Annotated in this window: 29 protein-coding genes; 13 read left to right on the forward strand and 16 right to left on the reverse strand. The window is 57.4% G+C overall.

Translation table 11 applies throughout. The features are described 5' to 3' along the window. The 4 genes from ypfJ to dapA all read right to left on the reverse strand — a co-directional run bounded on the left by ypfJ (position 1) and on the right by dapA (position 3,908). Positions 1-864, reverse strand: a complete 864-nt coding sequence (ypfJ, locus tag ACSBQQ_RS18420; protein ID WP_033635497.1) for a KPN_02809 family neutral zinc metallopeptidase — start codon at positions 862-864, stop codon at positions 1-3. 209 nt (positions 865-1,073) lie between these two features. Further along, positions 1,074-1,787: a phosphoribosylaminoimidazolesuccinocarboxamide synthase gene (gene purC, locus ACSBQQ_RS18425; protein ID WP_033635498.1), complete on the reverse strand. Its 714-nt coding sequence runs from the start codon at positions 1,785-1,787 to the stop codon at positions 1,074-1,076. Between the two features lie 170 nt (positions 1,788-1,957). Next, positions 1,958-3,010, reverse strand: coding sequence for an outer membrane protein assembly factor BamC (gene bamC, locus ACSBQQ_RS18430; RefSeq protein WP_033648812.1), 1,053 nt, complete (start codon positions 3,008-3,010; stop codon positions 1,958-1,960). Between the two features lie 16 nt (positions 3,011-3,026). After that, the gene (gene dapA / locus ACSBQQ_RS18435; protein ID WP_033635499.1) at positions 3,027-3,908 is read right to left on the reverse strand and encodes a 4-hydroxy-tetrahydrodipicolinate synthase; all 882 of its coding nucleotides are present in this window, start codon (positions 3,906-3,908) and stop codon (positions 3,027-3,029) included. A gap of 110 nt (positions 3,909-4,018) precedes the next feature. Between dapA and ACSBQQ_RS18440 the strand changes: the two genes are divergently transcribed. Further along, positions 4,019-4,624: a glycine cleavage system transcriptional repressor gene (locus ACSBQQ_RS18440; RefSeq protein ID WP_369919484.1), complete on the forward strand. Its 606-nt coding sequence runs from the start codon at positions 4,019-4,021 to the stop codon at positions 4,622-4,624. A 2-nt stretch (positions 4,625-4,626) separates the two neighbouring features. After that, a complete protein-coding gene (bcp, locus tag ACSBQQ_RS18445; protein ID WP_033635500.1) occupies positions 4,627-5,091 on the forward strand; it encodes a thioredoxin-dependent thiol peroxidase in 465 nt (154 codons plus the stop codon). 43 nt (positions 5,092-5,134) lie between these two features. Here the strand turns inward: bcp and ACSBQQ_RS18450 are convergent, their stop codons facing one another. Continuing rightward, positions 5,135-6,211 carry an AI-2E family transporter gene (locus ACSBQQ_RS18450; RefSeq protein ID WP_033635501.1) on the reverse strand — a complete coding sequence of 359 codons (1,077 nt, stop codon included), beginning with the start codon at positions 6,209-6,211 and terminating at the stop codon, positions 5,135-5,137. Between the two features lie 854 nt (positions 6,212-7,065). Between ACSBQQ_RS18450 and ACSBQQ_RS18455 the strand changes: the two genes are divergently transcribed. Continuing rightward, the gene (locus ACSBQQ_RS18455) at positions 7,066-7,278 is read left to right on the forward strand and encodes a hypothetical protein (protein WP_033648813.1); all 213 of its coding nucleotides are present in this window, start codon (positions 7,066-7,068) and stop codon (positions 7,276-7,278) included. 72 nt (positions 7,279-7,350) lie between these two features. Here ACSBQQ_RS18455 and ACSBQQ_RS18460 read toward each other — a convergent pair whose 3' ends face one another. Together ACSBQQ_RS18460 and ACSBQQ_RS18465 are read right to left on the reverse strand one after the other, a co-directional pair. Beyond that, a complete protein-coding gene (locus tag ACSBQQ_RS18460; protein ID WP_033654586.1) occupies positions 7,351-9,546 on the reverse strand; it encodes a TonB-dependent receptor in 2,196 nt (731 codons plus the stop codon). 56 nt (positions 9,547-9,602) lie between these two features. Then, positions 9,603-10,679 carry a YncE family protein gene (locus ACSBQQ_RS18465; protein WP_060428922.1) on the reverse strand — a complete coding sequence of 359 codons (1,077 nt, stop codon included), beginning with the start codon at positions 10,677-10,679 and terminating at the stop codon, positions 9,603-9,605. A 392-nt stretch (positions 10,680-11,071) separates the two neighbouring features. Between ACSBQQ_RS18465 and ACSBQQ_RS18470 the strand changes: the two genes are divergently transcribed. After that, on the forward strand, positions 11,072-11,524 hold the full coding sequence (locus ACSBQQ_RS18470; protein ID WP_060428924.1) for a GNAT family N-acetyltransferase: 453 nt from the start codon (positions 11,072-11,074) through the stop codon (positions 11,522-11,524). A gap of 2 nt (positions 11,525-11,526) precedes the next feature. Here ACSBQQ_RS18470 and ACSBQQ_RS18475 read toward each other — a convergent pair whose 3' ends face one another. Continuing rightward, positions 11,527-12,144: a LysE family translocator gene (locus ACSBQQ_RS18475; RefSeq protein ID WP_033635505.1), complete on the reverse strand. Its 618-nt coding sequence runs from the start codon at positions 12,142-12,144 to the stop codon at positions 11,527-11,529. A 194-nt stretch (positions 12,145-12,338) separates the two neighbouring features. On the opposite strand from ACSBQQ_RS18475, the gene ACSBQQ_RS18480 reads away from it, so the two are divergent. Next, positions 12,339-12,800, forward strand: coding sequence for an Lrp/AsnC family transcriptional regulator (locus tag ACSBQQ_RS18480; protein ID WP_033635506.1), 462 nt, complete (start codon positions 12,339-12,341; stop codon positions 12,798-12,800). A gap of 34 nt (positions 12,801-12,834) precedes the next feature. On the opposite strand, the gene ACSBQQ_RS18485 is transcribed toward ACSBQQ_RS18480, so the two are convergent. Together ACSBQQ_RS18485 and ACSBQQ_RS18490 are read right to left on the reverse strand one after the other, a co-directional pair. After that, entirely contained in the window at positions 12,835-14,043 is a 1,209-nt protein-coding gene (locus tag ACSBQQ_RS18485; RefSeq protein WP_060428926.1) for an NAD(P)/FAD-dependent oxidoreductase, read from the reverse strand. 159 nt (positions 14,044-14,202) lie between these two features. Beyond that, positions 14,203-14,742 carry an RrF2 family transcriptional regulator gene (locus tag ACSBQQ_RS18490; protein ID WP_004941666.1) on the reverse strand — a complete coding sequence of 180 codons (540 nt, stop codon included), beginning with the start codon at positions 14,740-14,742 and terminating at the stop codon, positions 14,203-14,205. A gap of 339 nt (positions 14,743-15,081) precedes the next feature. Here ACSBQQ_RS18490 and ACSBQQ_RS18495 point away from each other — a divergent pair, with 339 nt between their 5' ends. Both ACSBQQ_RS18495 and arsC read left to right on the forward strand, forming a co-directional pair. Then, positions 15,082-16,551, forward strand: a complete 1,470-nt coding sequence (locus ACSBQQ_RS18495) for a beta-barrel assembly-enhancing protease (RefSeq protein ID WP_060428928.1) — start codon at positions 15,082-15,084, stop codon at positions 16,549-16,551. A 20-nt stretch (positions 16,552-16,571) separates the two neighbouring features. After that, the gene (gene arsC, locus ACSBQQ_RS18500) at positions 16,572-16,925 is read left to right on the forward strand and encodes an arsenate reductase (glutaredoxin) (RefSeq protein WP_033648817.1); all 354 of its coding nucleotides are present in this window, start codon (positions 16,572-16,574) and stop codon (positions 16,923-16,925) included. A gap of 51 nt (positions 16,926-16,976) precedes the next feature. Here arsC and hda read toward each other — a convergent pair whose 3' ends face one another. Beyond that, the gene (hda, locus tag ACSBQQ_RS18505) at positions 16,977-17,678 is read right to left on the reverse strand and encodes a DnaA inactivator Hda (protein ID WP_025159568.1); all 702 of its coding nucleotides are present in this window, start codon (positions 17,676-17,678) and stop codon (positions 16,977-16,979) included. A 272-nt stretch (positions 17,679-17,950) separates the two neighbouring features. Here hda and ACSBQQ_RS18510 point away from each other — a divergent pair, with 272 nt between their 5' ends. Further along, positions 17,951-18,466, forward strand: a complete 516-nt coding sequence (locus tag ACSBQQ_RS18510) for a hypothetical protein (RefSeq protein ID WP_033635512.1) — start codon at positions 17,951-17,953, stop codon at positions 18,464-18,466. Between the two features lie 31 nt (positions 18,467-18,497). After that, entirely contained in the window at positions 18,498-18,746 is a 249-nt protein-coding gene (locus tag ACSBQQ_RS18515) for a GlsB/YeaQ/YmgE family stress response membrane protein (RefSeq protein ID WP_033635514.1), read from the forward strand. Positions 18,747-18,780: 34 nt separating this feature from the next. Here ACSBQQ_RS18515 and ACSBQQ_RS18520 read toward each other — a convergent pair whose 3' ends face one another. The 3 genes from ACSBQQ_RS18520 to upp all read right to left on the reverse strand — a co-directional run bounded on the left by ACSBQQ_RS18520 (position 18,781) and on the right by upp (position 21,532). After that, a complete protein-coding gene (locus ACSBQQ_RS18520) occupies positions 18,781-19,431 on the reverse strand; it encodes a DUF421 domain-containing protein (RefSeq protein WP_060428930.1) in 651 nt (216 codons plus the stop codon). A gap of 108 nt (positions 19,432-19,539) precedes the next feature. Then, positions 19,540-20,829, reverse strand: coding sequence for a uracil permease (gene uraA / locus ACSBQQ_RS18525; RefSeq protein WP_060428936.1), 1,290 nt, complete (start codon positions 20,827-20,829; stop codon positions 19,540-19,542). 76 nt (positions 20,830-20,905) lie between these two features. Next, a complete protein-coding gene (gene upp / locus ACSBQQ_RS18530; RefSeq protein ID WP_004941642.1) occupies positions 20,906-21,532 on the reverse strand; it encodes a uracil phosphoribosyltransferase in 627 nt (208 codons plus the stop codon). Positions 21,533-21,787: 255 nt separating this feature from the next. On the opposite strand from upp, the gene purM reads away from it, so the two are divergent. The 3 genes from purM (at position 21,788) to speG (ending at position 24,128) form a co-directional block, all read left to right on the forward strand. Continuing rightward, positions 21,788-22,825 carry a phosphoribosylformylglycinamidine cyclo-ligase gene (gene purM, locus ACSBQQ_RS18535; protein ID WP_025303843.1) on the forward strand — a complete coding sequence of 346 codons (1,038 nt, stop codon included), beginning with the start codon at positions 21,788-21,790 and terminating at the stop codon, positions 22,823-22,825. Next, positions 22,825-23,463: a phosphoribosylglycinamide formyltransferase gene (purN, locus tag ACSBQQ_RS18540; RefSeq protein WP_049194849.1), complete on the forward strand. Its 639-nt coding sequence runs from the start codon at positions 22,825-22,827 to the stop codon at positions 23,461-23,463. Before purM ends, purN begins: the two co-directional genes overlap by 1 nt. A gap of 113 nt (positions 23,464-23,576) precedes the next feature. Next, the gene (gene speG / locus ACSBQQ_RS18545; protein WP_004941631.1) at positions 23,577-24,128 is read left to right on the forward strand and encodes a spermidine N1-acetyltransferase; all 552 of its coding nucleotides are present in this window, start codon (positions 23,577-23,579) and stop codon (positions 24,126-24,128) included. A gap of 69 nt (positions 24,129-24,197) precedes the next feature. Here the strand turns inward: speG and ACSBQQ_RS18550 are convergent, their stop codons facing one another. Further along, a complete protein-coding gene (locus ACSBQQ_RS18550) occupies positions 24,198-25,502 on the reverse strand; it encodes a hypothetical protein (protein ID WP_060428938.1) in 1,305 nt (434 codons plus the stop codon). A gap of 311 nt (positions 25,503-25,813) precedes the next feature. On the opposite strand from ACSBQQ_RS18550, the gene ACSBQQ_RS18555 reads away from it, so the two are divergent. Continuing rightward, on the forward strand, positions 25,814-26,029 hold the full coding sequence (locus ACSBQQ_RS18555) for a hypothetical protein (protein WP_071883832.1): 216 nt from the start codon (positions 25,814-25,816) through the stop codon (positions 26,027-26,029). A 208-nt stretch (positions 26,030-26,237) separates the two neighbouring features. On the opposite strand, the gene ACSBQQ_RS18560 is transcribed toward ACSBQQ_RS18555, so the two are convergent. Continuing rightward, positions 26,238-26,603 carry a DUF596 domain-containing protein gene (locus ACSBQQ_RS18560; protein WP_033648949.1) on the reverse strand — a complete coding sequence of 122 codons (366 nt, stop codon included), beginning with the start codon at positions 26,601-26,603 and terminating at the stop codon, positions 26,238-26,240. Positions 26,604-26,610 lie beyond the last annotated feature (7 nt).

A 26,610-nucleotide genomic window follows, 5' to 3' on the forward strand; every position in this document is an offset into this window, starting at 1 on the left:
TTAACGGGATGCAAAGGTGTTGCAGGTATTGGGATCGCCGCTGTCGAAGCCCTGCTTAAACCAGGTGTAGCGCTGCTGCGAGGTGCCGTGAGTGAAGCTGTCCGGCACAACGCGGCCCTGACTTTGCTGCTGCAACCGATCGTCGCCAATCGCCTGCGCGGCGTTCAGCGCCGCCTGCAGATCGCCCTCTTCCAGCATCTGCTGCTTCTCGGCGTATTTGCCCCACACCCCGGCGAAACAGTCAGCCTGCAGCTCCATTTTCACCGACAGACGGTTCACTTCCGCCTGGCTGGCACCCTGCTGCATCTGGCGCACCTTGGGCTCGATGCCCAACAGGTTCTGCACGTGGTGGCCGACTTCGTGCGCCACCACATAGGCCTGAGCGAAATCACCGCCGGCGCCCAGCTTGGTTTTCATGTCCTGATAGAAAGACAGATCGATATACACCGTTCTGTCACCCGGGCAGTAGAACGGCCCCATTGCCGCCTGACCGGTGCCGCAACTGGTGCGCGTCACGCCGCGATACATCACCAGCTTCGGCGGTTGATAGGTTTTGCCCATGCGCTGGAAAATCTCTTTCCAGTTGTCCTCGGTCGAGGCCAGCACCACCGAGGTGAATTTGGCCAGCTCATCATCTTTCGGACTGATGTTGGCGCTCTGTTGTTGCCCCTGCGGCGCAACGTTACCGCCGTTCAATAGCGGCGACAGATCGATGCCGTAATAGCCGGCCACCAGCACCACCACCAGAATGACGATGCCGCCCTTGCCGCGCACCGGCACGCGGAAGCCGCCGCCGCCCAAACCTGAAGATTGCCCGCGACGATCCTCAACATTGTCACTTTCCCGACGCCCTTGCCAACGCATAAATATACTCCAGATATTTCCCCTGCTCGTTGAAGTTGCGCCGCGATGGTAAGCGCAAAGGCAGCTTCAAGCCTGAGTGGGATAGGTTTTAGTCATCTCGCATCCATTATTATAAATGGTCTGCCGCAGAGGAAATGTAGAAATTTTCTGGAAAAACGCAGAATAGCGGGACGATCCGGCCGGATCGCCCCGAATGGCGGTGCCGACGCTTAGTCGAGCTTCACGCCGATGCGGCGCGCCACTTCTTCATAGGCTTCGATCAGGCCGCCCAGGCTTTGACGGAAACGGTCTTTGTCCATCTTGTCCAGGGTGTTTTTGTCCCACAGGCGGCTGCCGTCCGGCGAGAACTCATCGCCCAGCACCACTTCGCCGTTGAACAGGCCGAACTCCAGCTTGAAGTCGACCAGGATCAGGCCGGCGTCGTCGAACAGCTGGGTCAACACGTCGTTGGCGCGGTAGCTCAGCTCGCGCATGCGCGCCAGATGCGCTTTGCTCACCCAACCGAAGGTTTCGCAGTAGGATTCGTTGACCATCGGATCGTGCATGGCATCGTTTTTCAGGAACAGATCGAACAGCGGCGGGTTCAGCACCAGGCCTTCTTCGATGCCCAGACGCTTCACCAGCGAACCGGCGGCGCGGTTGCGGATCACGCATTCCACCGGCACCATGTCCAGCTTTTTCACCAGCACTTCGTTGTCGGACAGCAGACGCTCCATCTGGGTCGGGATGCCGGCTTCTTCCAGTTTGCTCATGATGAAATGGTTGAACTTGTTGTTCACCATGCCTTTGCGATCGAACTGCTCAATGCGCTGACCATCCAGTGCTGACGTATCGTTGCGGAACTCCAACACCAACAGATCGGGATTCTCGGTGGTGTAAACGGTTTTTGCCTTTCCGCGATACAGCTCAGCTAGCTTTTGCATCTTACTTACTCCAGTGATGTATCCCCGATGTCTCCCGAGCGCGGCCCGAAATTAGGGGGTATAGAATTGACCTAATGAATTCTTTGGCGTGCCGGGCACTATTGTGCCAAACCTGCGACGCAAACGATACCGTATAGACAAAACAAAAAGGGGCCGCAGCCCCTTTTCGATTAGTTAACGCTGGTCTTACTGAAGGCAGACTGGAATGCCGCCACCAGTGCGTCGTTTTTCGACTGGGTCAGCGGTTTGCCTTTCGGATCGATGAATTGCAGGCTGGTGCGGTTGTTGAGATCGCCGACCTGCAGCTTGTAATCCCCTTCCGCCAGTTCAGGATCCTTGACGCCCAACGCATCCCAATCGCTGCTGCTCAGGGACTTGTAGGTCACGGCGACGGTGCCCTGCGGACGGCTGCGGTCACCCACTTTCATCCCCAGTTTTTCGAGCGCCGGCGGCAGGCGATCCCACACCACGGTGTACGGGCCGCGCACCACCAGCATCGGCAGGCCGGTGTCATCGGCGCCGCTCTGCACGTCCAGCGCGCCGAAACGGCTGGCGGTCTGGCTGCTCGCCAGGTTGTCCTGCTTGTCCAGGCCTTCGATCAGGGTGTTGATCATCATGCCGTTGTAGCGCTGGATTTCAGACTGATCGGTCACCTGTTCGGTCTTGCCCTGCTGCTGTAGGCCAACGCTTTTCACCACCAGCGCCTGCTGGTAGCCCTGTTGCTGCACGCTGATCTGATAACGGCCTTCGTACTGGTTGTCTTCGTCCAGACGGTTCCACTTCACCCAGTCGGTGGTCAGGGTCTGACCGGCGTCCTGGCGCGAAGCGATCGCGATGTTCTTCGCCTGCAGCAGGCTGACCACGCGCGACCACAGGTTCTGGTTCTGCGGGCTGTTTTCCAGCAGCAGCGTGCCGCTGTCGCCGGCGTATTGCGCGCGAGAACCGCTCAGCAGCGCCAACGGCTGCACCGGCGGACGAATGTCCAACTGCTTGCCGACGTTGCCTTGCAGCGTCGTGGCGGGAACGTCATAGTTGCCGCTCTGCACCGGCAGGATCATGCCGGACGGCGCGTTCAGCGCCTTGAGCGGAGCCGCGTCGAGGTAGGCCTCGTCGCCGCTGACCTGGCGCTTGTAGCGCTGATCGCTGCTGCAGGCCGCCAGCATCATCACCAAAGAGATGCCCACTACTTTTGCTACCGTCGACTTTTGCAATGAATAAGCCATCAAATTTCCCTTAGAGTTACAGCAAACCGACGCTTTTCAGCGCGCGCTCCACCACCGGGCGGGCGGCTTCGCTCAACGGCGTCATCGGCAGACGCAGCGTATCGGTTGCCATCAATCCCAACGCCTTACAGGCCCACTTCACCGGAATTGGGTTTGCTTCTACAAATAGATCCTGATGCAACGGCATCAAGCGCTGATTTAAGCGGCGCGCCTGCGCAAACTTGCCCTGCGCCGCCAGCGCGCAAAGTTCCGCCATCTCGCGCGCGGCCACGTTGGCCGTCACGGAAATCACCCCTTTGCCGCCCAGTTGCATGAAGTCCAGCCCGCTGGCGTCGTCGCCGCTCAGCAAGATGAAGTCTTCATCGTCAACCAGCACTTGGATCTGACTAACGCGACTTAAGTTCCCCGTCGCTTCTTTTACAGCAACAATATTCTTGATTTTCGCCAGCCGAGCGATGGTCGGCGGCAGCATGTCGCAGCCGGTGCGCGAAGGCACGTTGTACAGGATCTGCGGCAGCTCGGTGCTCTCTGCGATCGCCTTGAAGTGCTGATACAGCCCTTCCTGCGTCGGCTTATTGTAGTACGGCGTCACCGTCAGGCAGCCCACCACGCCGGTGTTGGCGAAGCGGGTGGTGAGCGCGATGGCTTCGGCGGTGGCGTTGGCGCCGGTGCCGGCGATCACCGGAATGCGGCCGTCAGCCAGCTCCAGCGTCTGCAGCACCACGTCAACGTGCTCGTCATGGGCAAGCGTTGCGGACTCGCCGGTGGTCCCTACGGAAACGATCGCCGCGGTGCCACTGGCTACATGATAATCGATCAATTTTTTCAGGCTCGCGCGATCGACAGCACCTTTGTCGTCCATCGGCGTAACCAGTGCAACAATACTTCCCGTAAACATTGGCCGTCCCCTCCACAAACAAGTCACTCATGGTACTTTTGCTGCCTATCCAAAAGCAAGCGCACAACCGCGTTGTAAGCGCTTGGCAGGCGGTTTTTTTTATGTTTACCATGGTAACCCCATTAAGCACGACAGGAAGCGCTATTTTGCCTCAGTCAGACGAACACTATCTCGTGATTACCGCGCTCGGCGCCGACCGCCCCGGAATCGTCAATACCATCACCCGCCACGTCAGCAGTTGCGGATGCAATATCGAAGATAGCCGTCTGGCCATGCTGGGAGAGGAGTTCACGTTCATCATGCTGCTGTCCGGCAGTTGGAACGCCATCACCCTGATCGAATCCACCCTGCCGCAAAAAGGCGCGGAGCTGGATCTGCTGATCGTGATGAAACGCACAAACTCGCACGAAAGGCCGCCGATGCCGGCCACGGTGTGGGTGCAGGTGGAAGTGAAGGACTCGCCGCACATCATCGAACGCTTTACCGATCTGTTCGACTCCAGCCAGATGAATATCGCCGAACTGGTCTCGCGCACGCAGCCGGCGGAGGGCGACCTGCCGCCGCAGCTGTATATCCAAATCACCGCCCACAGCTCCGGCGATCGGGACGCCTCAAATATTGAGCAAGCCTTCCATCGCCTATGTACAGAATTGAACGCGCAAGGCAGTATTAGCGTGGTGAACTATCCACAGCATGACGAGAAAGATGGAGAGTAGTGATGAGCCCATTGAAAGCCGGTGACACAGCGCCGAAATTTAGTTTGCCTGACCAGGACGGTGAGGAAATTAATTTGGCCGACTTCCAGGGACAGCGAGTTTTGGTTTACTTCTATCCGAAGGCGATGACGCCGGGCTGCACCGTGCAAGCCTGCGGCCTGCGGGACAACATGGACGAATTGAAAAAGGCCGGCGTCGAAGTGCTGGGCATCAGCACCGACAAACCGGAAAAACTGTCGCGCTTCGCCGAAAAGGAGTTGCTCAACTTCACGCTGTTGTCTGATGAAGATCATCAGGTGTCGCAACAGTTTGGCGTGTGGGGCGAGAAAACCTTCATGGGCAAGACCTACGACGGTATTCACCGCATCAGTTTCCTGATCGACGCCAAAGGCAAGATTGAAAAAGTGTTTGATGATTTCAAAACCACCAATCACCACGACATCGTTTTGAACTACCTGCAGCAGTAAATCTCACGAAGCGCAGCGGCCTGCTGCGCTTCGTTATTCCCTCTCAGCCGGCCTCGTCTTCCACCTCGACCCGCAGTTCATCCGGCCAGGCGTGAATCACCGCCTTCACCAGCGTCGCCAGCGGAATGGCGAAAAACACCCCCCAAAAGCCCCACATCCCGCCGAACACGATCACAGAAAGGATAATCACCAGCGGGTGCAGGTTGACCGCTTCGGAGAACAAAATGGGCACCAACAGGTTGCCGTCCAGCCCCTGCACCACCAGATAGGCGACGATCAGCGTCCAGAAATCGGCGCCGACGCCCCACTGGAACAGCGCCACCACCACCACCGGTATGGTGACCAGCACCGCGCCGATGTAGGGGATCAGCACCGAGAAGCCCACCAGCACCGCCAGCAGCAGCGAGTAGCGCATGTCCAGCACGGCGAACACCAGGTAGGTCGCCACGCCGACAATCACCATCTCCAGCACCTTGCCACGAATGTAGTTGGTGATCTGCTGATTCATCTCGTTCCAGACCTGCCCCGCCAGGCCGCGATTGCGCGGCAGCACGCGGCGCACCGCGTTCAGCAGCTGCTCTTTGTCCTTCAACAGGAAGAACATCATCATCGGCACCAGGATCAGGTAGATAGCCAACGTCAGCAGGCCGACCAGCGACGCCAGCGAGAATTTCACCACCGACTCGCCCATGCCGGACAGCCGGCTGCGCAGGTTTTCCGCCATCATGTCGATGATGCCGGCATCCACCAGCGCCGGGTAACGCTTCGGCAGCGTCGCGGCGAAGTTATAGAACTGGTTGAGCATGCCCGGCAGATCGCTCATCAGATTGATGCCCTGTTGCCAGGCGGTTGGCGCGACAACGAACACCAGCAGCATGGCGACGCCCGCGAACACCAGCAGCATGATGCTCGCCGCCCAGGTGCGCGAACAGCCGATGCGCTGCAGGCGCGCGGTCGGCCACTCCAGCAGATACGCCAGCACGATGGCGACCAGCAACGGGGTCAGAATGCCGTGCAGAAAATAGAGAATGAGGAAGCCGGCAACCAGGATCACCAGCAGCGCGATAGCCTGCGGATCGGTGAAGCGGCGGCGGTACCACTGTAATAACATCTCCAGCATCAGAGCGGGCTCCTCGAGGTTTGACGGGCGGGCATGGCGATTCCTGTGATGGGCGTGATTAAAGCATAGATAGAACGGGCGCACGCGAGGTATGCAAAGCACTCAGAGTACTCAAAGTTCGCCATACATCAACCGCAATTTGGCTGATTTTATCGCGTGGGCAGGCGATCGGCGCAAAAATCCGCAGACGCGGCGACAGGCGCGGTGAGCGGCCCCGAACGGGGCCGCGGAAGATTACAGCGAGGTACCGATAGAAAGGGGCGAACCGACCGCCAATGCGAACAACAGCACACAGCCAATCGCGATCGCCGCCGCCAGATCATTTTTCATTTTCCCATCCCCTGATGCTTAAACTGATTATCGTCACGAACTCTGTCGGTTCTTGCGTTGCGGCCTTTTCTGATGCACGTCATTAAAAACCCCCGCCGCAGCGGGGGAGAAAACGTTCTGGTGCATCAAGTGTTACAAGGAGGTCATGAGGGATTGCTAACCCTAAATGACTATTTCAAGCTAAGATTATTCCCAGAGCATGGCAAGCGATCGCGTCGAGGTTATCCGCACTTTGAGATAAACCTCATAAAAAAATCCCGCACGGCAGCGGGATGAAGGGATGATAACGTCATGAATTTTTTATGCGGACAATGAGGCGGTATTGTCGTCATTTGGCGACAATACCGCGCCGGCACGGCGGTCACAAGGGAAATTTGGCCACGGTGAGGAAATCAGAATTTCGCCACTGCACGCGATCGTGCGCCCGCCAGCATCAACGAAAAAATGAGATTTTCGTCAGACAGCCGCCGGGCAAAAACCGGTAGCATGGCCGATATCATCCCAAACGCCGTAGGGGAAAAAAGATGAACAGCAAACCGTGTGAATTTGATGAAGCCATCTGTCTGGCGATCGGGCGTGGCGTTTGCGAAGTCGTGAAGATAGGGGATGAAATCAGCGTCTTCTCCCTGCTGGAAGCCATCGAGAGCTTCATCGAACGGCAGGCGCTCAGCGAAAGCGAAATCGCGGCGGCGGACGACGCGCTGGATCTGATAAGCGTGCTCACCCATCGGTCATAGTGAAAAACGATCCCCCGGTGACGAAGAAACCGACGGCCCATCACATGTGGGCCGCCGTCGTTTCTGTATCGCTTAGAAGTCGTAAGTTACCGACGCTTTCAGCGTTCTCGCCTGTCCCTGGAAGACGTAAGTGCCATTGCTTTCTACGCCGGACCAATACTTCTCGTTCGTGACGTTGTCCAACCCCACACGCCATACCAGCGTATTTTGATCCTCATTCAAACGCATGCGATAGCGAAGGCCGAGATCCAGGGTCGTGAAACTATCGAGCTTTTTGGTATTGGCGGAGTCGGCATATTGCGAACCGGTATGCCGCACTTTCGCCGTCGCCGTCAGGCCATCGACCGGCCTGATATCGTATTCCGCCCCCAGCACCGCGTAGAAGTGCGCTACGCCGATAGCGTCTTTGCCATCGTTACGGCCGCCCTGGGTTTTGGTCAGCTCGGGCGAAAGCCAGGTAGCGCTGCCGTTAAGGCGCAGGCCGAAGGCCGGTTCGCCAAATACATTCAACTCCACGCCGCGGTTACGTTGCTCGCCGTTCAACGTGTAGTAGTTGTTGCTGTCGATCATGGTGGCCGGCTTTTTGATTTCAAACAACGCCAACGAACCGCCCACGCGTTCGAAATCAACTTTCACGCCCACTTCATTTTGCTTGGAACGGGCGATACCGGTACTCTGCCCGAAGTTAGCCGCCTCTTTCGGCGCAATGCCGCCAGGCTGCAACGCCTCGGTATGGTTGGCATAAAGCGACACCGTTTCCCACGGCTTGTAGACCAGCCCGAACGTCGGCATCCAGCGGCTTTGCGTATAACGGGAGGCGGTATCCTCCAGGCCGGTGGCGTTGCTGTAATTACGCACCACCACTTTCTGATGGCGCGCCGCCGCCGTTAACAACACCCGGTCGCCGAAAAAGCCCAACGTATCGCTGAACAACCAGCCCTGCGTCCGGTTGCGCGCCGTGGTCAGCGGATCGCTGTAGTTGCCGCCGAAATAGGCATTGTCCGGTATTGCGACATCATGGTTATCGTAGATATTGGTCGTCGGATTGTTGGCGGACATGCGCCACGCGGTTTTGTCGCGTTTAATCTGCGCGGAATAGCCGACGTTGACCCGATGCGAAACCGCCCAGGTCGTGAACTTGCCCTCAAGCCCCGCCATGCCGCTGAAAGCGTCGATAATGCGGTTGGTGTCCAGGCGCCCAACCGTGGCGTCGCCGTTGGCGTTGATGAGCTTCGGTGCGCTGTAAACACCGGTTTCATGGCCATGCTGCGCGCCCAAGCCGGCATAGGCCTTCCAGTCGCGGGTTAAATCATATTCCGCTTTCGCCATGCCGAATTCGTTCTCGATATCGCTGTAGCCCCACTGCTGACTGTAATTTTTACGGGTGTCAGGCACCGCGGGTATCACATCGATGCCGCTGATGTTGACCCCCATCGTTCCCCCATGGAAAGTCTTTTTCTGATAACCGAAGTCCAACGATGAACGGAAACGATCGCCGCGATAGTCCAGCCCAACTGATGCCAGCGTCGTGCGCCGCTTATCATCCTCAACCGCCGTTTCACCCTCACGGTGCACCAGGTTGACGCGAGCGCCAAACTGGTTGTCGTCACCAAAACGGCGGCCCAGATCCAGCGTGCCGCCCACCTGAGAATCGGAGGTGTAGTCGAGGCCGATCTGGGTGGTCGGCGTTTCTTCCGCCCGCTTCGGTTCAAGATTGATCATGCCGCCAACGCCGCTGGAAGCCAGGCCGTTCAATAGGGCGTTCGCCCCTTTGAAGATCTCCACCCGCTCCAGCATCTGGGTATCCATCACCTGGCGCGGCACCACGCCCGGCAGCCCGCCCATCGTCATGTCGTCGCCGTCCAGTTGGAAACCGCGGATGCGATAGGTTTCGGCGAAGTTACCGTACCCCTGCACCGCCTGTACACCCGCGTCGTTGCTGACCACGTCGGCGATGGTCTTCGCCTGCTGATCCTGTACCAGCTTCGCGGTATAACCGATGACGTTGAACGGAACGTCCATCGCTTTCTGTTCGCCCAACATTCCCAGGCGGCCGCCGTGGGCGACCTGTCCATCCAGGTAGGCGGGAACCAAATCATTGCCGCCGGAGTTGAAATCGCCGTGTTTTTCGGCCCGGACAACCAGGGTGTCCTCCTGGTTTTTCTTGGCGCCGCCGTCTGCGGCCAGCGCCCCCTGGCTCAGCGCACCAATAGTCAGCGCCAGCAGCGTTTTACGTAAAGGGAAATTCGTTGTACTGGTGTTGTGCATAATTCACTCATGAATGAGGATAAAAGTTAAATGGCCCGTCGCCGGGCCGATGGGGCTTATTTATTCAACGCGATGCGAACCACGCTGTCCGGCCCCTGAGTGGAATGATCTTTGTTAAACGGCTGTTTGACCGTAACGAACAATGTCTGGCCGTCTGCCGACAGCAGCAAGCTGTTTGGATTCGGCGGCAGCGGCCAGCGCTGTTTCACCGCATAGGTCGTCGCATCCAGGCTCAGCACATTGCCGGATTCACGCTGCGAGATGTAAATTTCGTTGCGCCGTGGATTGAAAACGACAGCCAAAGAGTCGCCCACATCAAGCCGCTTCAATAACTTTCCGGTGTGAATATCCAAGACCAGCGTGGTCTTCGCCTTGGAGTTGTCGGTGACGAACAAACGACCGGTAGCCTCGTCCTCCGCCATATTGAGCAGCAGTGCGGGTTGGTCTCCCAACGGTTTCCAGCGTTTTTCGATGCGGTTGGAACGCGGGTTGATCACCAGGATCTCGCCGCTGCCATTGGCGGCATACACGCGTTGGGTCTGTTCGGAGTAATGCAGGCCGGTCATCCATTTGCCGGTATTTTTAATGCGCGTTTTCAGCTTGAGCGATTCGGCGTCAACCACCCAAATTTGCGCCGGGTCGGCCACCGCCCCCACATACAGCGTGTTGTCGTGAGCCAGAATTTGGCGCGCACCATACGGCAACCCTTTCTCATTGCGCTCGCTGAACAGCAAACGCCCTTTCACCTTACCGTCGGCGGCGCCGATTGCGCTGATACCGCCGTCCAGCGAATTGCTGACATAAAGGGTTTTCCCATCCGCAGCGGCCTGCATGGCGAAATTTTTCAAATCGGTATGCGTCGTGCCAAGGGTTTTCAGGGTCTTGGCGTCCAGTTTATAGACCACGCCACCCTGCACATCTTTAAAACTTTCGGCGCTGGCGACGTACAACGCATCTCCCCCTGGCGTCAGCGCCATTTCATACAAGCCATAAGCCAGTTGGCGTTTGACGATACTGTCGGATTGCGCCGCTTGCGCCAGAGGCTGCGCGGCAGGGGAAGAGGTTTGGTGCGGCGCGCAGCCGCTGAGCGCCATCCCCGTCAACAGGGCGAGCACAGAGGTTTTCATTTTCATCGGGGAAATCCTTGACCATTCAAAACGGTGTTTACGGCGGGCTCTGCAGTTTAGTTTTGAGCTTTCTCATCACGAGAAATGAGCGCCACCGCGCGTCTCAGTGTTTCCCTGTGAATCAACCATCACGCCAATGCAGGCTAATAATTCCTTCGTGCGCCCGCGAACAACAAAGAGAATGAGAAACATACTCATTATTATTTATGCAATCAAGCGTAATTATTTTCCTTCCTTCTCTAAAAGTCATGGCGACATCTCGTATTATCAAAACCAATACGCCAGCTATCGATCCCGGTGCCGTGCATGGTTATCTCGCCTTACACCGTCGATAAACGGCCTCACCCCGCGTACAGGCACTTAACAACGAGCGAGCAAACAACAGGAGAAGCCCCCTCATGACAATCCCTGCCCCACGGGAGTGGCAGCGTGCGGACTACCTCGTCAGCACCGATCCCGCTCTGCTGGATCTCGATGCCATCCATGCATTTCTGACCCGTTCGTCATGGGCGGAAGGCATTGATAAAGAGACCGTCCGCCAGTCCCTCGCCCACAGCCTGTGCTTCGGTTTGTATCACGGCGCCAGGCAGATCGGTTTCGCCCGGCTGATTACCGATTACGCCACTTTCGGCTATCTGTGCGACGTGTACGTGCTGGAAACGTACCAAAAAAGCGGGCTGGGTCTGTGGCTGGCGGAATGCTGCCAGGCCCATCCGCTGATGGCGACGCTGCGGCGAGTCATGCTGGTCACCAGCACCGCCCCCTGGCTCTATGAAAAAGTGGGCTATAGCGCCATCAACCGCCCCGACTTTGTCTGGCAGATCGCCCGGCCGGACATCTATCGGCGGTAATGCTATTTCAGCGCCTGTTCGGCCAGCAGCCCGAGGGCGATGACGATCATCGCCGCGCCGGAGATGCGCCCCACCACCTTCGCAGCCTGTGGGCGCGTGCGCAGTACCGACTGCGATCCGAATCCCACCAGCAGATACACCAGGCCGCAGCTGATCAAATGCACGACGCCCAACGCCAGCATCTGCATCGGCACCGACCATTCGGCCCGGGCGTCGGTAAACTGCGGCAGCAGCGCCAAAAACAGCAGAAACACCTTGGGGTTCAGGCCGCTGACGCACACGCCCTTGCCGGCCCAGCGCAGCCAGGAGTCGGAACGCTGATCTTCACCGGCGCCGGGCACCGGCGGGTGCAGCAGCATGTTGCAACCGATCCACAAGAGGTAAGCCGCTCCCAGCAAGGTAAGCGCCGTCAGCGCCAGCGGGTTGCCGACCAGCAGCGCGCCGACGCCCGCCACTACGATCGCAATCATCAACAAATGGCCAAACAGCAAGCCGGCGACGGCGGGCACCACCACCCGGCCGCGAATGCCCGCCGAGATCACATAGGCCCAATCCATACCCGGCGTGATCACCAACAAAATCGACACCGCCCAAAAAGCGGCGAACAGAGCGAGCGTCATGCCGGCGCCCTCTCAAACGCACCGCGCCACACCGAACAGAGAACCATTGCGCTTTCCTCGTGGAAGAAGAACGGCCACCGCCTGCCGCGGCGGCCGTCAAAACCGTTCAACAGATGGCAAGAATATCCTCAAGACGTTAAAATGTGCTTTCAATTACTTGCCTGAAATCGGCATAAGCGGGGAAATTCTTCTAAATGGATAAGATTGATCGCAAGATTCTTGCTGAACTGCAGGCCGACGGCCGTTTGTCGGTGACCGAGCTGGCCGAGCGGATCGGGTTGAGCGTATCCCCCTGCCACCGCCGGGTGCGGGCGTTAGAGGAATCCGGGGTGATCAGAGGTTACCGCGCCCAGCTCGATCCCGGCAGCCTGGGCTATAACTTCTCCGCCCTGGTGTTCGTCACCATGCGCGAAGGCGATCGCCGCGCCGTTGAAACTTTCGAAAACGCCATGATGGACATTCCCCAGGTGGTGCAGGCGCAGCGGCTGTTCGGCGATCCGGACTATCTGCTGCACGTGATCGCCCGCGATCTGCCCGCCTTTCAACAGCTTTACGACGAGAAACTCTCCGCTCTGCCGGGCGTGCAGCGCCTGAGCTCCACCCTGGTGATGAAAACCGTAGTGCCGGAGCGTTCATTCCTGCCGCTGGGAAAATGACGACGGGAGCGTTGCCGCTCCCGTTTTGACTTCTTTAAGGCACAATCACGAAATCCGGATTGGCTACGGCGAACAGCGCCTCGCGATCCGCCGCCGGTGGATAAATCCACTGCGTGTTGATCTCCTGCTTAATCTTTTTGCCTTCCTGACGGGTAAAACGCACCTGGCGATCCCAGCCTTCGGTATACAGCGCGCCCCAGGGCCCCAGATCCAGACAGGTCACATACTTCGGCTGGCTGTACGGGTGCGTCGGCAATCCCGCCAGCTCCGCCGCCGCATTGTGGCCGGCCACGCGGCCAAGGCTCATCGCATGCTGGCAGGTCATCAGGTTGTGGTTGCCGAGATCGTCGGTCGCCGCCTTCACCGTATCCCCGGTCACGAAAATGCCCGCCGCCGCCGGCGCGCGCAGGAAGGCGTCGCCGATCACCCGGCCGCTGCCGTCGCGCTCGCCGGGGATCTGCTCGGTCAGCGGATGCGCCCGCACGCCCGCCGCCAGGATCACCGTGTTGGCGGCGATGCGCTCACCGTTCGACAGCATCACCCCCTCGGCGTCGATGGCCGAGACGCGCAGACCGGCCCGCGCTTCCACGCCGCACTCCGCCAGCGCCTGGCGTATCACCGCCCCCGGCTCCGCCCCCATCCCGGCGCCCACTTCCGGCGCGGTATCGACGATCACCACGCGCACGTTCTCGTCTTTGCCCAGCGCATCCCGCAGCCGCTGCGGCATCTCCGCCGCGCTCTCCAGCCCGGTCAGCCCCGCGCCCACCACCACGGCGGTGTTGCGCGCCGGCGTCGAGGGTTTGGCCGCCAGCGCTTTAATATGGGCATCCAAACGCTGCGCGCTTTCCAGCGTATCGACGTTGAAACCGTATTCGGCAAAGCCCGGCACCGCAGGCACGGAGAGCCGACTGCCGGTGGCCCACACCAAGCGGTCGTAGACCAGCTCAAGGGATCCCCCCGTCGCCTGCGCCACCGTGAGCGTTTTGGCGGCGGCGTCGATGCGTTCTACCGTCCCGGCCAGGTGGCGCACGCCGACGGCGGCGAGCTGCGCGGAAATGTCCGGGTTCATGTTTTCCAGCACCGCTTCATACAGGCGCGGCCGGATGGTGACCGTTGGCGTCGGCGAAACCATGAGCACCTCGATCTCGTCATGCTTACCGGCGATGTTAATGGCGCGCATGGCGGACACGGCGGCCCAAAAACCGGCAAAACCAGAACCGGCAATCACTATTTTCTGCGTCATGGGATGACTCCTTCATACAGGGTTAACCGGGCGATAAGGCTGCCCGCAAGTTTTCGGATGAACGATGCCGTTCCGCTCCCGTAACAGGGTGCAGAAGGCCCGCCCGCCCCTTCCGAAGAGGCGGGAAAAAGTGTGTTTTGCTTTAAGGAAAGGCGGTGGTTAGGTCTTGGCGCGCGCCGTTTTGCCGCTGCGCGCGGTGCGTTCCGTCATGCGCTCGTCGAGCCAGAGGTTGACCTCACCGAAGAAGCCCTGCGGCGCCTTGCGGCCAAAGCGGGCCGCGACGGCGCCGAGGGTCTGCGCCGCCAGCGCGTCGCGCATCGCTTTCTCCGCCTGCAGCATCACCGCGTGGATGGCACATTTGCCGGAAACCGCCCAATCCGGCGGGGAATCGTCGAACACCGCACAGCGCCCGCGCACCTCCTGGCAATCGAACAGCGGCTTGTGCCCTTCAATGGCGTCGATGATCTCTAGGAAGCTGATCTCGTCAGCCGGGCGCGCCAGACGATAACCGCCGCGCACCCCTTCACTGGCGGCGACGATCCCTGCCTTTTCCAGCTTGGGGAAAATCTTGGCCAGAAAGCTGGGGGAGATGCCTTGCAGCTCGGCGAGTTCGCGGCTGCTGAGCGCGCGCTGGTTATCGCCGACCAGCCACAGCAGGCAGTGGATGCCATATTCAACGCTGGTTGTGATGTACGCCATGTGTCCGTTTTCGACCGTCAATGAATCTTCAATAACGCAGACTATATGAGTCTGCGTTTCTCTTGTCAATAAAACACGGACAAAGTTGATCCGTGTTTTATTCGGAATGCATGCCGCCAGCGACGAAAAAACGCCCTTCAAAATGAAAAATAAAACTTTTTTGCCCGATCCGCGCCCGGCTAACGTTTCCTTGTCGCCTGCGGCTGACTATGATGTGATGGGTGCCGCCGCCGCGGTTTGTGAGCCGCCGCACTTTCGCGCGGATTGCGCCGCGGGAATAAAGAACTCTTGTCTGCTGCTGACGTCTTAGAAATGATTATTTAAGGGAAACGCCTGACTATGACCAACCGGTTGACCAAAACCGCGTTAGCGGTGCTGCTGCTCGGCACGCTGAACGCCACCGCCCTGGCGCCAGCACAGGCGGAAAGCCAGGATCAGTTGCCGGATATGGGCACCTCCGCCGGCGGCACCCTGAGCATCGGACAAGAGCTGGCGATGGGCGATTTCTACGTGCGCCAACTGCGCGCCAGCGCCCCGCTGATCAACGATCCGCTGCTGAGCCAGTACATCAACCAGTTGGGCAACCGGCTGGTGGCCAGCGCCTATTCGGTGCGCACGCCGTTTCATTTCTATCTGGTGCGCAATGACGAGATCAACGCCTTCGCCTTCTTCGGCGGCAACGTGGTGCTGCACTCCGCGCTGCTGCGCGTCAGCGACAACGAAAGCCAGCTGGCTTCGGTGCTGGCACACGAAATCTCGCACGTCACCCAGCGCCACCTGGCGCGCGCAATGGAAGATCAGCAGCGCAACGCCCCGCTGACCTGGGTGGGCGCGCTCGGCTCCATCCTGCTGGCGATGGCCAACCCGACCATGGGCATGGCGGCGCTGAGCGGCACCCTGGCCGGCACCCAGCAGGGCATGATCAGCTTTACCCAGTCGAACGAACAGGAAGCCGACCGCATCGGCATTCAGGTGCTGCAGCGCGCCGGATTCGATCCGGAAGCGATGCCCGACTTCCTGCAGAAGCTCTCGGATCAGTCACGCTACGCCTCTAAACCGCCGGAAATGCTGCTGACGCACCCGTTGCCGGACAGCCGCCTTTCCGACGCGCGCAACCGCGCCAACCAGATGCCGAAACACATCGTGCAGTCTTCGCAGGATTACCTGATGGCCAAGGTGCGCGCACTGGGCATGTACAGTTCGGAGGGCTATGGCCTGAACGAAGAGCTGCTCGGCTCGCTCAGCAAGGGCAATGTGCGCGAACAGGCGGCCGCCAAATACGGCCGCGCCATCCTGTTCTATGAAGCGAAAAAATACGACGACGCACGCAACATCATTCAACCGATGCTGGCGCAGGATGCGAAAAACGTCTGGCTGATCGACCTGATGACCGACATCGATCTCGGCCAGAAACGCGCGCCGCAGGCCATCGCCCGGCTGCAGGCGGCCAACGCCGCCCAGAGCAACAACCCGGTGCTGCAGCTCAACCTGGCCAACGCCTATGTCGAAGGCAACCAGCCGGCGCAGGCCTCGAAGATCCTGAACCGCTACACCTTTGCCCATCCGGACGATCCGAACGGCTGGGATCTGCTGGCGCAGTCCAGCGCCGCCCAAGGGCTGCGCGATGAAGAACTGTCGGCCCGCGCCGAAAGCCTGGCGCTGACCGGCCGGCTCGATCAGGCCATCGGCCTTCTCAGCAATGCCAGCTCGCTGCAGAAACTCGGCAGCCTGAAACAGGCGCGCTACGATGCGCGCATCGACCAGCTGCGCCAACTGCAACAGCGCTTCCGCCAATACCAGCGCAGCTGATGCAACAAGGAATGAACGCCATGAAAAACGTCACGATTTACCACAACCCGCGCTGCTCCAAGAGCCGTGAAACCCTGGCGCTGCTGGAACAGCACGGCGTCGATCCCAAGGTGGTGCTGTACCTTGAAACGCCCCCGTCGGCCGATGAGCTGAAAAAGCTGTTGAAGGAACTGGGCTTCACATCGGCGCGCGATCTGATGCGCAAGAAAGAAGACCTGTACAAGGAATTGAAGCTGGCGGACGACAGCCTGAGCGAAGAACAGCTGCTGGCGGCGATGACGGCGAACCCGAAACTGATCGAACGCCCGATCGTGGTGAAAGGCAGCAAGGCGCGCATCGGCCGGCCGCCGGAGCAGGTGCTGGAGATTTTGTAACTTCGAATTCGGGCGCGGACTTGAACTGCGCCCTTGCTTTTGCGGCGGCCACTACAGCCCCAGGATCTCTTTAACGAACGGGATGGTCAGCTTGCGCTGGGCGGTGATCGAGGCGCGATCGAGTTGATCGAGGGTCATAAACAGCGTGCGCATCTCGCGATCCAGCCGTTTCAACAGGAAGCGGCCCACGTCTTCCGGCAGCTCGAAGCCGCGCAGTTTGCCGCGCAGCTGCAGCGCCAGCAGTTTCTCTTCGTCCGACAGCGGCTGCAGCTTGTAGATCTGCCCCCAGTCCAGGCGCGAAGCCAGATCCGGCAAACGCAGGTTCAGCTGGCGCGGTGGGCGATCTCCGGTGATGAACAAACGGGTGCGGCCGGTTTCCAGAATGCGGTTGTAGAGGTTGAAGATCGCCATCTCCCACTCTTCGTCGCCGGCGATGCATTCAATATTGTCGATGCAGACCAGCGCCAGCTGCTCCATTCCGTCCAACACTTCAGGCACGAAGTAGGCGCGCTTGTCGAGCGGCACATAGCCCACCGCCTCGCCCTTTTGCGAAAGCTCGGCACAGGCCGCATGCAGCAGATGGCTGCGCCCGCCGCCTTCACGCGACCAAAAATAGATATAGCTGCCATGTTCCTGACGGACGGCGGATTGGATCGCGGCTAATAGGGATGGGTTCTCGCCCGGATAAAAACTGGCGAAAGTTTCATCATCGGGAAGATAAAGTGGCAGTGAAAGCTGTGCCGGCGTATTCAGAGAAGCACCTCAACCAAAACTGGCAGAAAAACGTGGGCAGTTTAACACAGAAAACGGGCGCTGTTGAACCGGCAGGATCTTATGCCGCAATAGTGAGCAATGCCTAAGCGCCGCTTGATCGGCTGCGGTGTCCGCCAAGGCAAGAATTGTCCGATATCATTCCCTAACTCCATGCCTGCGCAGGTTAAATTTGTAATTTAAGTAAAATCTGACCTAGTATAGGTAGGCTAAATGCAATCACCATCAACAAGGTTTCTGCAAGGATATAGACGATGAAAGTATGGAATAAAGTGCTGTTGGCCTCCTTTATCGGGTTGTTGGTTGCCGGCTGTGATGACTCGTCCAAGGTTGACGCCAACCTGGATAAAGCCAAAGACAGCGCCGAGCAGATGAAAGACGCCGCCCAGAAAAAAGCGGACGATCTGACGGACAAAGCGAAAGCAACGGCGGATGAAATCAAAAAAGAGGCCGCCACCCAGGCTGACCAGCTGAAAGACAAAGCCTCGGCGATTAAAGATGAAGCTGCCAAACAGGCGGACGCCATCACCAACGACGCCAAGGCCAAAGCCGCCGCGATCAAAGACGACGCAGGCAAACAGAGCCAGCAGTTGGTGGATCAGGCTAAAGCCATCAAGAACGACGCCATCAACGGCGCTAACGATCTGACCGAGCAGGCCAAGGCCAAGACCGAAGCCATCAAGAGCAGCGCCGAAAACAAAGCGCAAGAGTTGAAACAAGAGACCGATGCGGCGGTAAACGGCGATACGCAGCCGGCCACCCAGCAATAAGCATACTCAGCAATAAAGTAAGGAGCAGTAAATGGGGATTATTTCCTGGATTATCTTCGGCCTGATCGCCGGTATTTTGGCTAAGTGGATCATGCCCGGCAAAGACGGCGGCGGCTTTATCCTGACCATCGTGCTGGGGATCATCGGCGCCGTGGTCGGCGGCTATATCAGCACCTTCTTCGGCTACGGCAAGGTTGACGGCTTCAACTTCGGCAGCTTCGTGGTAGCGGTTATCGGCGCTATCGTGGTGCTGTTCGTGTACCGCAAAATTCGCAGCTAATATGACATTGGGGAGCTGAGGCTCCCCTTTTTCACTATTTAACCATGCGTCCGTCATTAAGAATGAACGCAGTTCTCCCGTCCCAAAACTCAGCAATAAAAATATCTTTCGGCTCTATACCGTGTTCACGGATAGTTTGGCTCAACCACTCCTCATCTTTATTAACCTCCTGCAGCTCATAAGGCCTGGCTCTGCCATTTTTCATAATGATAATCGAAGGCAGCTCATTTCCCTCACATACCGCAGTTATCTGACCGCCCGGCTCAATTTGCGCATAGACAATCTCTTGAAAAGCGTGAACCCCCTGCGCATGCAGCTGTGAGGAAACGTTCAAGATATCGATTTTATTTTTCTTGGCTAAAATATTTTCCATTAAAAAGCGGCCGTTTTTTATAATTGGTATCGGGTTGCCGATAGTGACCGAACGAAAGAAGTTGCAGTGTTTACTGATTGCATTCAACAGAGAAATTAGCCCTACACCGATAAGCAGTACAACGACATACTGGTACAAGGGGATGCTATCGCTATAGATAACGCCCCCAATAATGCCCCCGAGCACAAAGTTGCCGATAAAATCCACAGGGGTCATTTGCGATAGCTGGGTCTTTCCGGACAGGTTCAAGTGGGTGATAACAATGACAAAGCCAATAACAAATTTGAGCAAAATATATCCGTAGTACTCCATATCCTTTTCCTTTTAATCGATGTTGTTAATGCTATCAGCTACTTTATCCCAACGGATGTAAAGGCAGAAATACGAGTAAAAAGGGCAGCCCCTGGGCTGCCCTTTTCGTTACTTCTGCTCCGCCGGTTCGTCCGGCGCGTCGAGCACCTCTTCTTCCTTGCGGAACAGGCTGATGACCTTGAATAGCAGGCTCAGGCCGATACCCACGATGGTCGCCAGCGCCATGCCTTTCAGCTCCGCCGCACCGATATGCACCTTGGCACCGCTTACGCCGATGATCAGGATCACCGAGGTCAAAATCAGGTTTTGCGCTTTGTTGTAATCCACTTTGGACTCGATCAGCACGCGAATGCCCGAGGCGCCGATCACACCGTACAGCAGCAGGGAAACGCCGCCCATCACCGGCACCGGCACCGCCTGGATCGCCGCCGCCAGCTTACCGATGCAGGACAGCAGGATCGCCAACACCGCCGCGCCGCCGATCACCCAGGTGCTGTAGACCTTGGTGATGGCCATCACGCCGATGTTCTCACCGTAGGTGGTGTTCGGCGTAGAGCCGAAGAAGCCGGAGAACACCGTCGAGACACCGTTGGCGAACATCGAGCGGTGCAGCCCTGGATCGCGGATCAGATCTTTCTTCACGATGTTGGCGGTCACCACCAGGTGGCCGACGTGCTCGGCGATCACCACCAGCGCCGCCGGCAGAATGGTGAAGATGGCGAACCACTCAAAGCGCGGAGTGTAGAAGGTCGGCAGCGCGAACCAGTGCGCTTCGCGAATCGGAGTCAAATCCACCACGCCCATGAAGAACGACAGCGCATAGCCCACCAGCACGCCGATCAGGATCGGGATAATCGCCAGGAAGCCGCGGAACAGCACCGAGCCGAGCACCGTGACCGCCAGCGTCACCAGCGAAATGGTGATGGTGGTCGAATCGGCGCTGGTGCCTTCCGCCGGCAGCAGCCCCGCCATGTTGGCCGCCACGCCCGCCAACTCCAGCCCGATGACGGCGACGATCGCCCCCATCGCCGCCGGCGGGAACATCACGTCCAACCAGCCGGTGCCGGCCTTTTTCACGATCAACGCCACCAGGCAAAACAGCACGCCGCACATGATGAAACCGCCCAACGCCACTTCGTAACCGAGCGGCAACAGCAGCAGCACCGGCGAGATAAACGCGAAGCTGGAACCGAGGTAGGCCGGGATCTTGCCTTTACAGATGAACAGATACAGCAGCGTGCCGATGCCGTTGAACAGCAGCACGGTCGCCGGGTTGATCTTGAACAGGATAGGCACCAGCACGGTGGCGCCGAACATGGCGAACAGGTGCTGGAAGCTGAGCGGAATGGTCTGGAGCAGCGGCGGGCGCTCGCTGACGCCGATGGCGCGACGGGTCATGTGTGCTTTTCCTCGGTTTATTGGTTTTATAGGTTTTAGTCAAAAAAAAGCCGACTCGTTAAGTCGGCTCAAATGTTTACTTGGTACCAAATATCTTGTCGCCCGCATCGCCCAGGCCAGGCACGATGTAGCCTTTGTCGTTCAGGCACTGATCGATGGAGGCGGTGTACAGCTCAACGTCCGGGTGCGCTTTCTCCAGCGCGGCGATGCCTTCCGGCGCCGCCACCAGAACCAGCACCTTGATGCTGTGGCAGCCGGCTTTCTTCAGCAGATCGATAGTGGCGATCATCGAACCGCCGGTGGCCAGCATCGGGTCAACGACCAGCGCCATACGCTCTTCGATGTTGGAAACCAGCTTCTGGAAGTACGGCACCGGCTCCAGGGTTTCTTCGTCGCGGTATACGCCCACCACGCTGATGCGCGCGCTCGGCACGTGCTCCAAAACCCCTTCCATCATGCCCAGGCCTGCGCGCAGGATCGGCACTACGGTAATCTTTTTCCCTTTGATCTGATCCACTTCAACTGGCCCGCACCAGCCTTCGATGGTGACTTTTTCCGTCTCCAGATCGGCGGTCGCTTCATAGGTCAGTAAACTACCCACTTCTGAGGCCAGCTCACGGAAGCGTTTGGTGCTGATGTCATTTTCGCGCATCAGGCCAAGCTTGTGTTTTACCAGCGGGTGTTTCACCTCAACGATCTTCATCATTTTTCTCCTATTAAGGTGGTTGCGGCCAAAAAAATCGCGGGATTATACCTCCTTTTTTTCGCCGCGCCACCCACAATAGCCCGATCGGGATCAACAAAAGTTTGAATATCAGTATAGATGACGAAAAAGCGGAGCCGGTTCACAAGCCGCTCGCAAACGTTTGCCTGCGCTGTTAGAATTGCCGCGCCTTATTCCGGAATCAACATCGGAAGCACAGTTTTCAAACCGCAAACCGTCGTGGGGAATCGCGCAGTGACCGACAAAACCTCTCTCAGCTATAAAGACGCAGGTGTCGATATCGATGCTGGCAACGCATTGGTAGACCGCATCAAAGGTGTAGTTAAACAGACCCGTCGCCCGGAAGTGATGGGCGGTCTGGGCGGGTTTGGCGCCCTGTGTGCGTTGCCGCAGAAATACCGCGAGCCGGTGCTGGTTTCCGGTACCGACGGCGTGGGCACCAAGCTGCGTCTGGCGATGGATCTGAAACGCCACGACACCATCGGCATCGATCTGGTGGCGATGTGCGTCAACGATCTGGTGGTTCAGGGCGCCGAGCCGCTGTTCTTCCTCGACTACTACGCGACCGGCAAGCTGGATGTGGACACCGCGGCCAGCGTGATCACCGGCATCGCCGAAGGCTGCAAACAGTCCGGCTGTGCGCTGGTGGGCGGCGAAACCGCTGAAATGCCGGGCATGTACCACGGCGAAGACTACGACGTGGCCGGTTTCTGCGTCGGCGTGGTCGAAAAATCCGAGATCATCGACGGCAGCAAAGTGCAGTCCGGCGACGCGCTGATCGCCCTGGGCGCTTCCGGCCCGCACTCCAACGGCTACTCGCTGGTGCGCAAGATCCTGGAAGTGAGCAACACCGATCCGACCGCCACCCAGCTGGAAGGCAAACCGCTGGCCGACCACCTGCTGGCGCCGACCAAGATTTACGTGAAGTCCGTGCTGGAGCTGATCGAGAAGGCGGACGTACACGCCATCGCTCACCTCACCGGCGGCGGCTTCTGGGAAAACATTCCACGCGTGCTGCCGGAAGGCATGCAGGCGGTGATCGACGAAGCCAGCTGGCAGTGGCCGGCGGTGTTCACCTGGCTGCAGCAGGCCGGCAACGTCAGCCGCCATGAAATGTACCGCACCTTCAACTGCGGCGTAGGCATGGTCATCGCCCTGCCGGAAGCCGAAGTGGAAGCGGCCATCGCGCTGCTGACCGCGGCAGGTGAAAAAGCGTGGAAAATCGGTAAACTGACCGCCTCTTCCGACGAACAACAAGTGGTCATCAACTGATGAAAAAGATCGTGGTGTTGGTCTCCGGCCAGGGGAGCAATCTCCAGGCGCTGATTGACGCCTGCCAGCAGGGCCGCATCGCCGCCGAGATCGTGGCGGTGTTCAGCAACAAGGCGCAGGCTTACGGCCTGCAGCGCGCCGAGGCGGCGGGCATCGCCACCCAGGCGCTGGATGCCAAGGCCTATGCCGATCGCACGGCGTTCGACGCCGCGTTGGCGGACGCCATCGACCAGCACCAACCCGATCTGGTGGTGCTGGCCGGCTACATGCGCATCCTCAGCCCGCAGTTCGTGCAGCGTTATGCCGGCCGCATGCTGAACATCCACCCTTCCCTGCTGCCGAAATACCCCGGGCTGCATACCCACCGTCAGGCCATCGACAACGGCGACAGCGAACACGGCACCTCGGTGCACTTCGTGACCGAACAGCTCGACGGCGGCCCGGTGATTTTGCAGGCCAAGGTGCCGATTTTCGCTGACGACGAAGAGGATGACGTGGTTGAACGGGTGCAAACCCAGGAACACACGATCTATCCGCTGGTGGTGAGCTGGTTCGTCGACGGCCGCCTGGCGATGCGCGATGGCGCCGCCTGGCTGGACGGCGAACGCCTGCCTGAGCAGGGCCACGCCGCCGACTGATGCGCGCAGCCTGAACCTTGCCTAAACGGCGCCCACGCGGCGCCGTTTTTTTTCGCCTTCATCCATTCTGTGAAGTTATACTTTGCACAATTTCACGGCACAGAGGAGCCCACATGTCCAGCACTGCCAGCGTCAGGTTACGCCCATTGGAACGGGACGATCTGTCGTTCGTCCACCAGATGGACAACAACGCCAGCGTTATGCGCTATTGGTTTGAAGAACCCTACGAAGCCTTTGTCGAGCTTTCCGATCTCTACGACAAACACATCCACGATCAGAGCGAGCGCCGCTTTATCATCGAGCACGAAGGCGCCAAGGTCGGCCTGGTGGAGCTGGTGGAGATCGATCACATCCACCGCCGCGCAGAGTTCCAGATCATCATCGATCCCGCCCACCAGGGCAAAGGCTATGCCAGCACCGCCGCCCGCCTGGCGATGGACTACGGCTTCTCGGTGCTGAACCTGTACAAGCTGTACCTGATCGTCGACAAAGAGAACCCGAAGGCGATCCACATCTACAGCAAGCTGGGCTTCAACGTGGAAGGCGAGCTGATCGACGAGTTCTTCGTCAACGGCGAATACCGCACCGTGCTGCGCATGTGCATCTTCCAGCCGCAATACCTGGCGAAGTTCAAAACGCCCAATGATAAGCCGCTGGTGAAGTGACGGTCAGCAAGAAAAAGAGAAAACCCGCGCAGGCGGGTTTTTTCCTATCATATAAAGGCATTAGCCCGGTTAGTTCACTATTTTAAGCGCTCTAAAACCGGTTCCGGCACTGTTCTCCTCCCCCAGCAACACTCGCTCAAGCCCCATCTTCCCTTTTCTGTTCGTCAGCAGGCTTAGCGACGTATTGCCTTCGCTCCAGGGGTAATCGATAGCGACCACACGGGCACCGGAGGCATGCATTTCAATCAAATCGGTATTGCCATTGATAATTTTAGTTCCTTCTTTCGCCACGCTGAAAGCACTGGCATTAATCAAATACCCATTATTTGCCCCCGAAGGCAATCCGATGACCAAGCAGTTCTGACCGGAATTTTTGACTTTACCCACATCAAGAGATGAAACGGATACCAGAGCGCTTTGGCTATCGATCGTGACCGAGTTCGTTCCCGAATTAATGCTGGCCTCGATAACTTTATTGAGTGAAAAGGTGCCTACCGTATTCTCCGTTCCTCCCTCCGAGCGTACGAAGTCAATATAAAGCTGACTGACACTGCCATTGGTGCTTCCTGACGCTTTAACGATCCCTTTGCAAGATTCTGCCGTTGTGCCATACAAGAAGACCCCTGTTGAAGGGCGGTTAGAACAAACGATAGAAATACCGTGCAAACCGGTAAACGCCACGCTGCAGCCAATCAAGGTGATACCGCGGCAATCTACAAATAAAAAACCGTGGCATGGCGCCTGGTTAACATAGCTCTCTGGGCCGCCAAACGCTTTGCAATTGATGAAGACGGCCTCTTGTAATGCCTCAGCATAAAAACAAGGCGCTGTTGCCGTCATATTGGTATGTTTTACGATGACGTTTACTGCCGTTAGCGTCTGGGAGACTTTGTCCGACGGATTATTATCGTTATCTGGCTCGATAACGATGCCGATACCGCTGTCCGCCAAATTATCAATATTGATATTCTCCAGGATAAAACCGTCATAGGGCTTACGTAAAACAATTGCGCTCCCGGTATGACTGGCCATATTGATCGAGATATCTTTGACGCACACGCCAACGGTAGAGTACCCCGCAATATCAGAGTCAAATTTGAAAACGGCCCCCAGCTCCCCCAGGTCAGCCGTGAGGAGTAACTTCGTTGACTGAATCCCCTCCCCAACGATGTGTACCCCTGGCTTTAAAAAAACGATCTGCTTAGTGATGCTGTAGGTACCGGCAGGCACGATGACCTTACCGCCGAGGGATTCCCAGACCGGGTTAGGATTCTCATTAATTTTCTTGGCAAGGCGAAGAAATGCGTTAGTTAAATTATTTCCTTCGCCTGCCTCAACAAAGTCGAGAATATTCATTGCATTGGATGACGCCATATTACTTCTCCTGTTTATACTGTCTCATTGTAGATTGACTCTTCTGTCACGGAGCTGAGCCAAGGCTTGTATAGACAGATTACCCGCAGATATAAAAATGCAAAGTCATATGTGTTGTATAATCGATGACAGATCATTCATCATCCGATAAAATAATGCACACCTATAGGACTATCTTTTTTCGAAAAAAGGGAAGTATTCTATGAACGCGCTCACATTACGGAGTAACGTTAACAACAGAGTCACATTAATATGGTAAGATTAAATAAAAATTCAGACCTATTTTATGTTACCTACGAGCGAGAAATTTCATGCATAAAGTATCAAGCTTATTTATCTTTATTAGCCTTATTATTTTAATTATTGCGTTTTCATTGAATCTCTATGGCCACTACGCCACCAGTAACTCAAACGCTGTACCGCTGTTTTCCCCGCTCTGGTGGACGCGCTGGTTCCCGCTCTACGCCTCGGGCGCTGCGTTGCTGTTGATAGGGCTGGTATTGCGGGTTTCGGGGCGGGGACGTTAAAGACCAACTTCCATCACAGATATCGCAGAACAAGTTATGCGCGAGACGTATTATCAAAAAGAGTACTTTGTAACGCATATGCACTCTAACAGAATCACTTATAGCAACCGAGAGGGAATAGATATAAGTTAAAAAAAACTAAAAACCCGCAACAGCGGGTTTTTAGCAGTTAAACAATAATATTACACACTATTTATAATAACAGCATCTAAGTCCAATCTTGATAACCGTTTTCGTGAATCCAGACAAGGCCAGCGGGACATGCATCAGATAAAAACCAATACCCATTAAAAGCGCCATACTCCATCTCTTCAGGAGTATTAGGGAAACTGGCTCTAAGTTTATCGAGCTGCTCTTTCACTGTTCCTTTCAAAAACTCGCCCCCGTTGCCAAGTTTTACTATCCCTTCATTCATCAAATGCTCAATAAACCAGAGAAATAACTCCTTTTCCTCACAAAAAGAAAGGCAGATCTTCCCTGATAGACTATCCGGATGAATATTTTCCCAAATAGTCACCATCGATGCTCCCACAAGAGCTTCCTTCCTATTTTCATATTGCTCTATTGTAAGCATATAGATC

It is taken from the genome of Serratia sp. G204Y, assembly GCF_051172435.1.
GTDB classification, from domain to species: Bacteria; Pseudomonadota; Gammaproteobacteria; order Enterobacterales; family Enterobacteriaceae; genus Serratia; species Serratia sarumanii.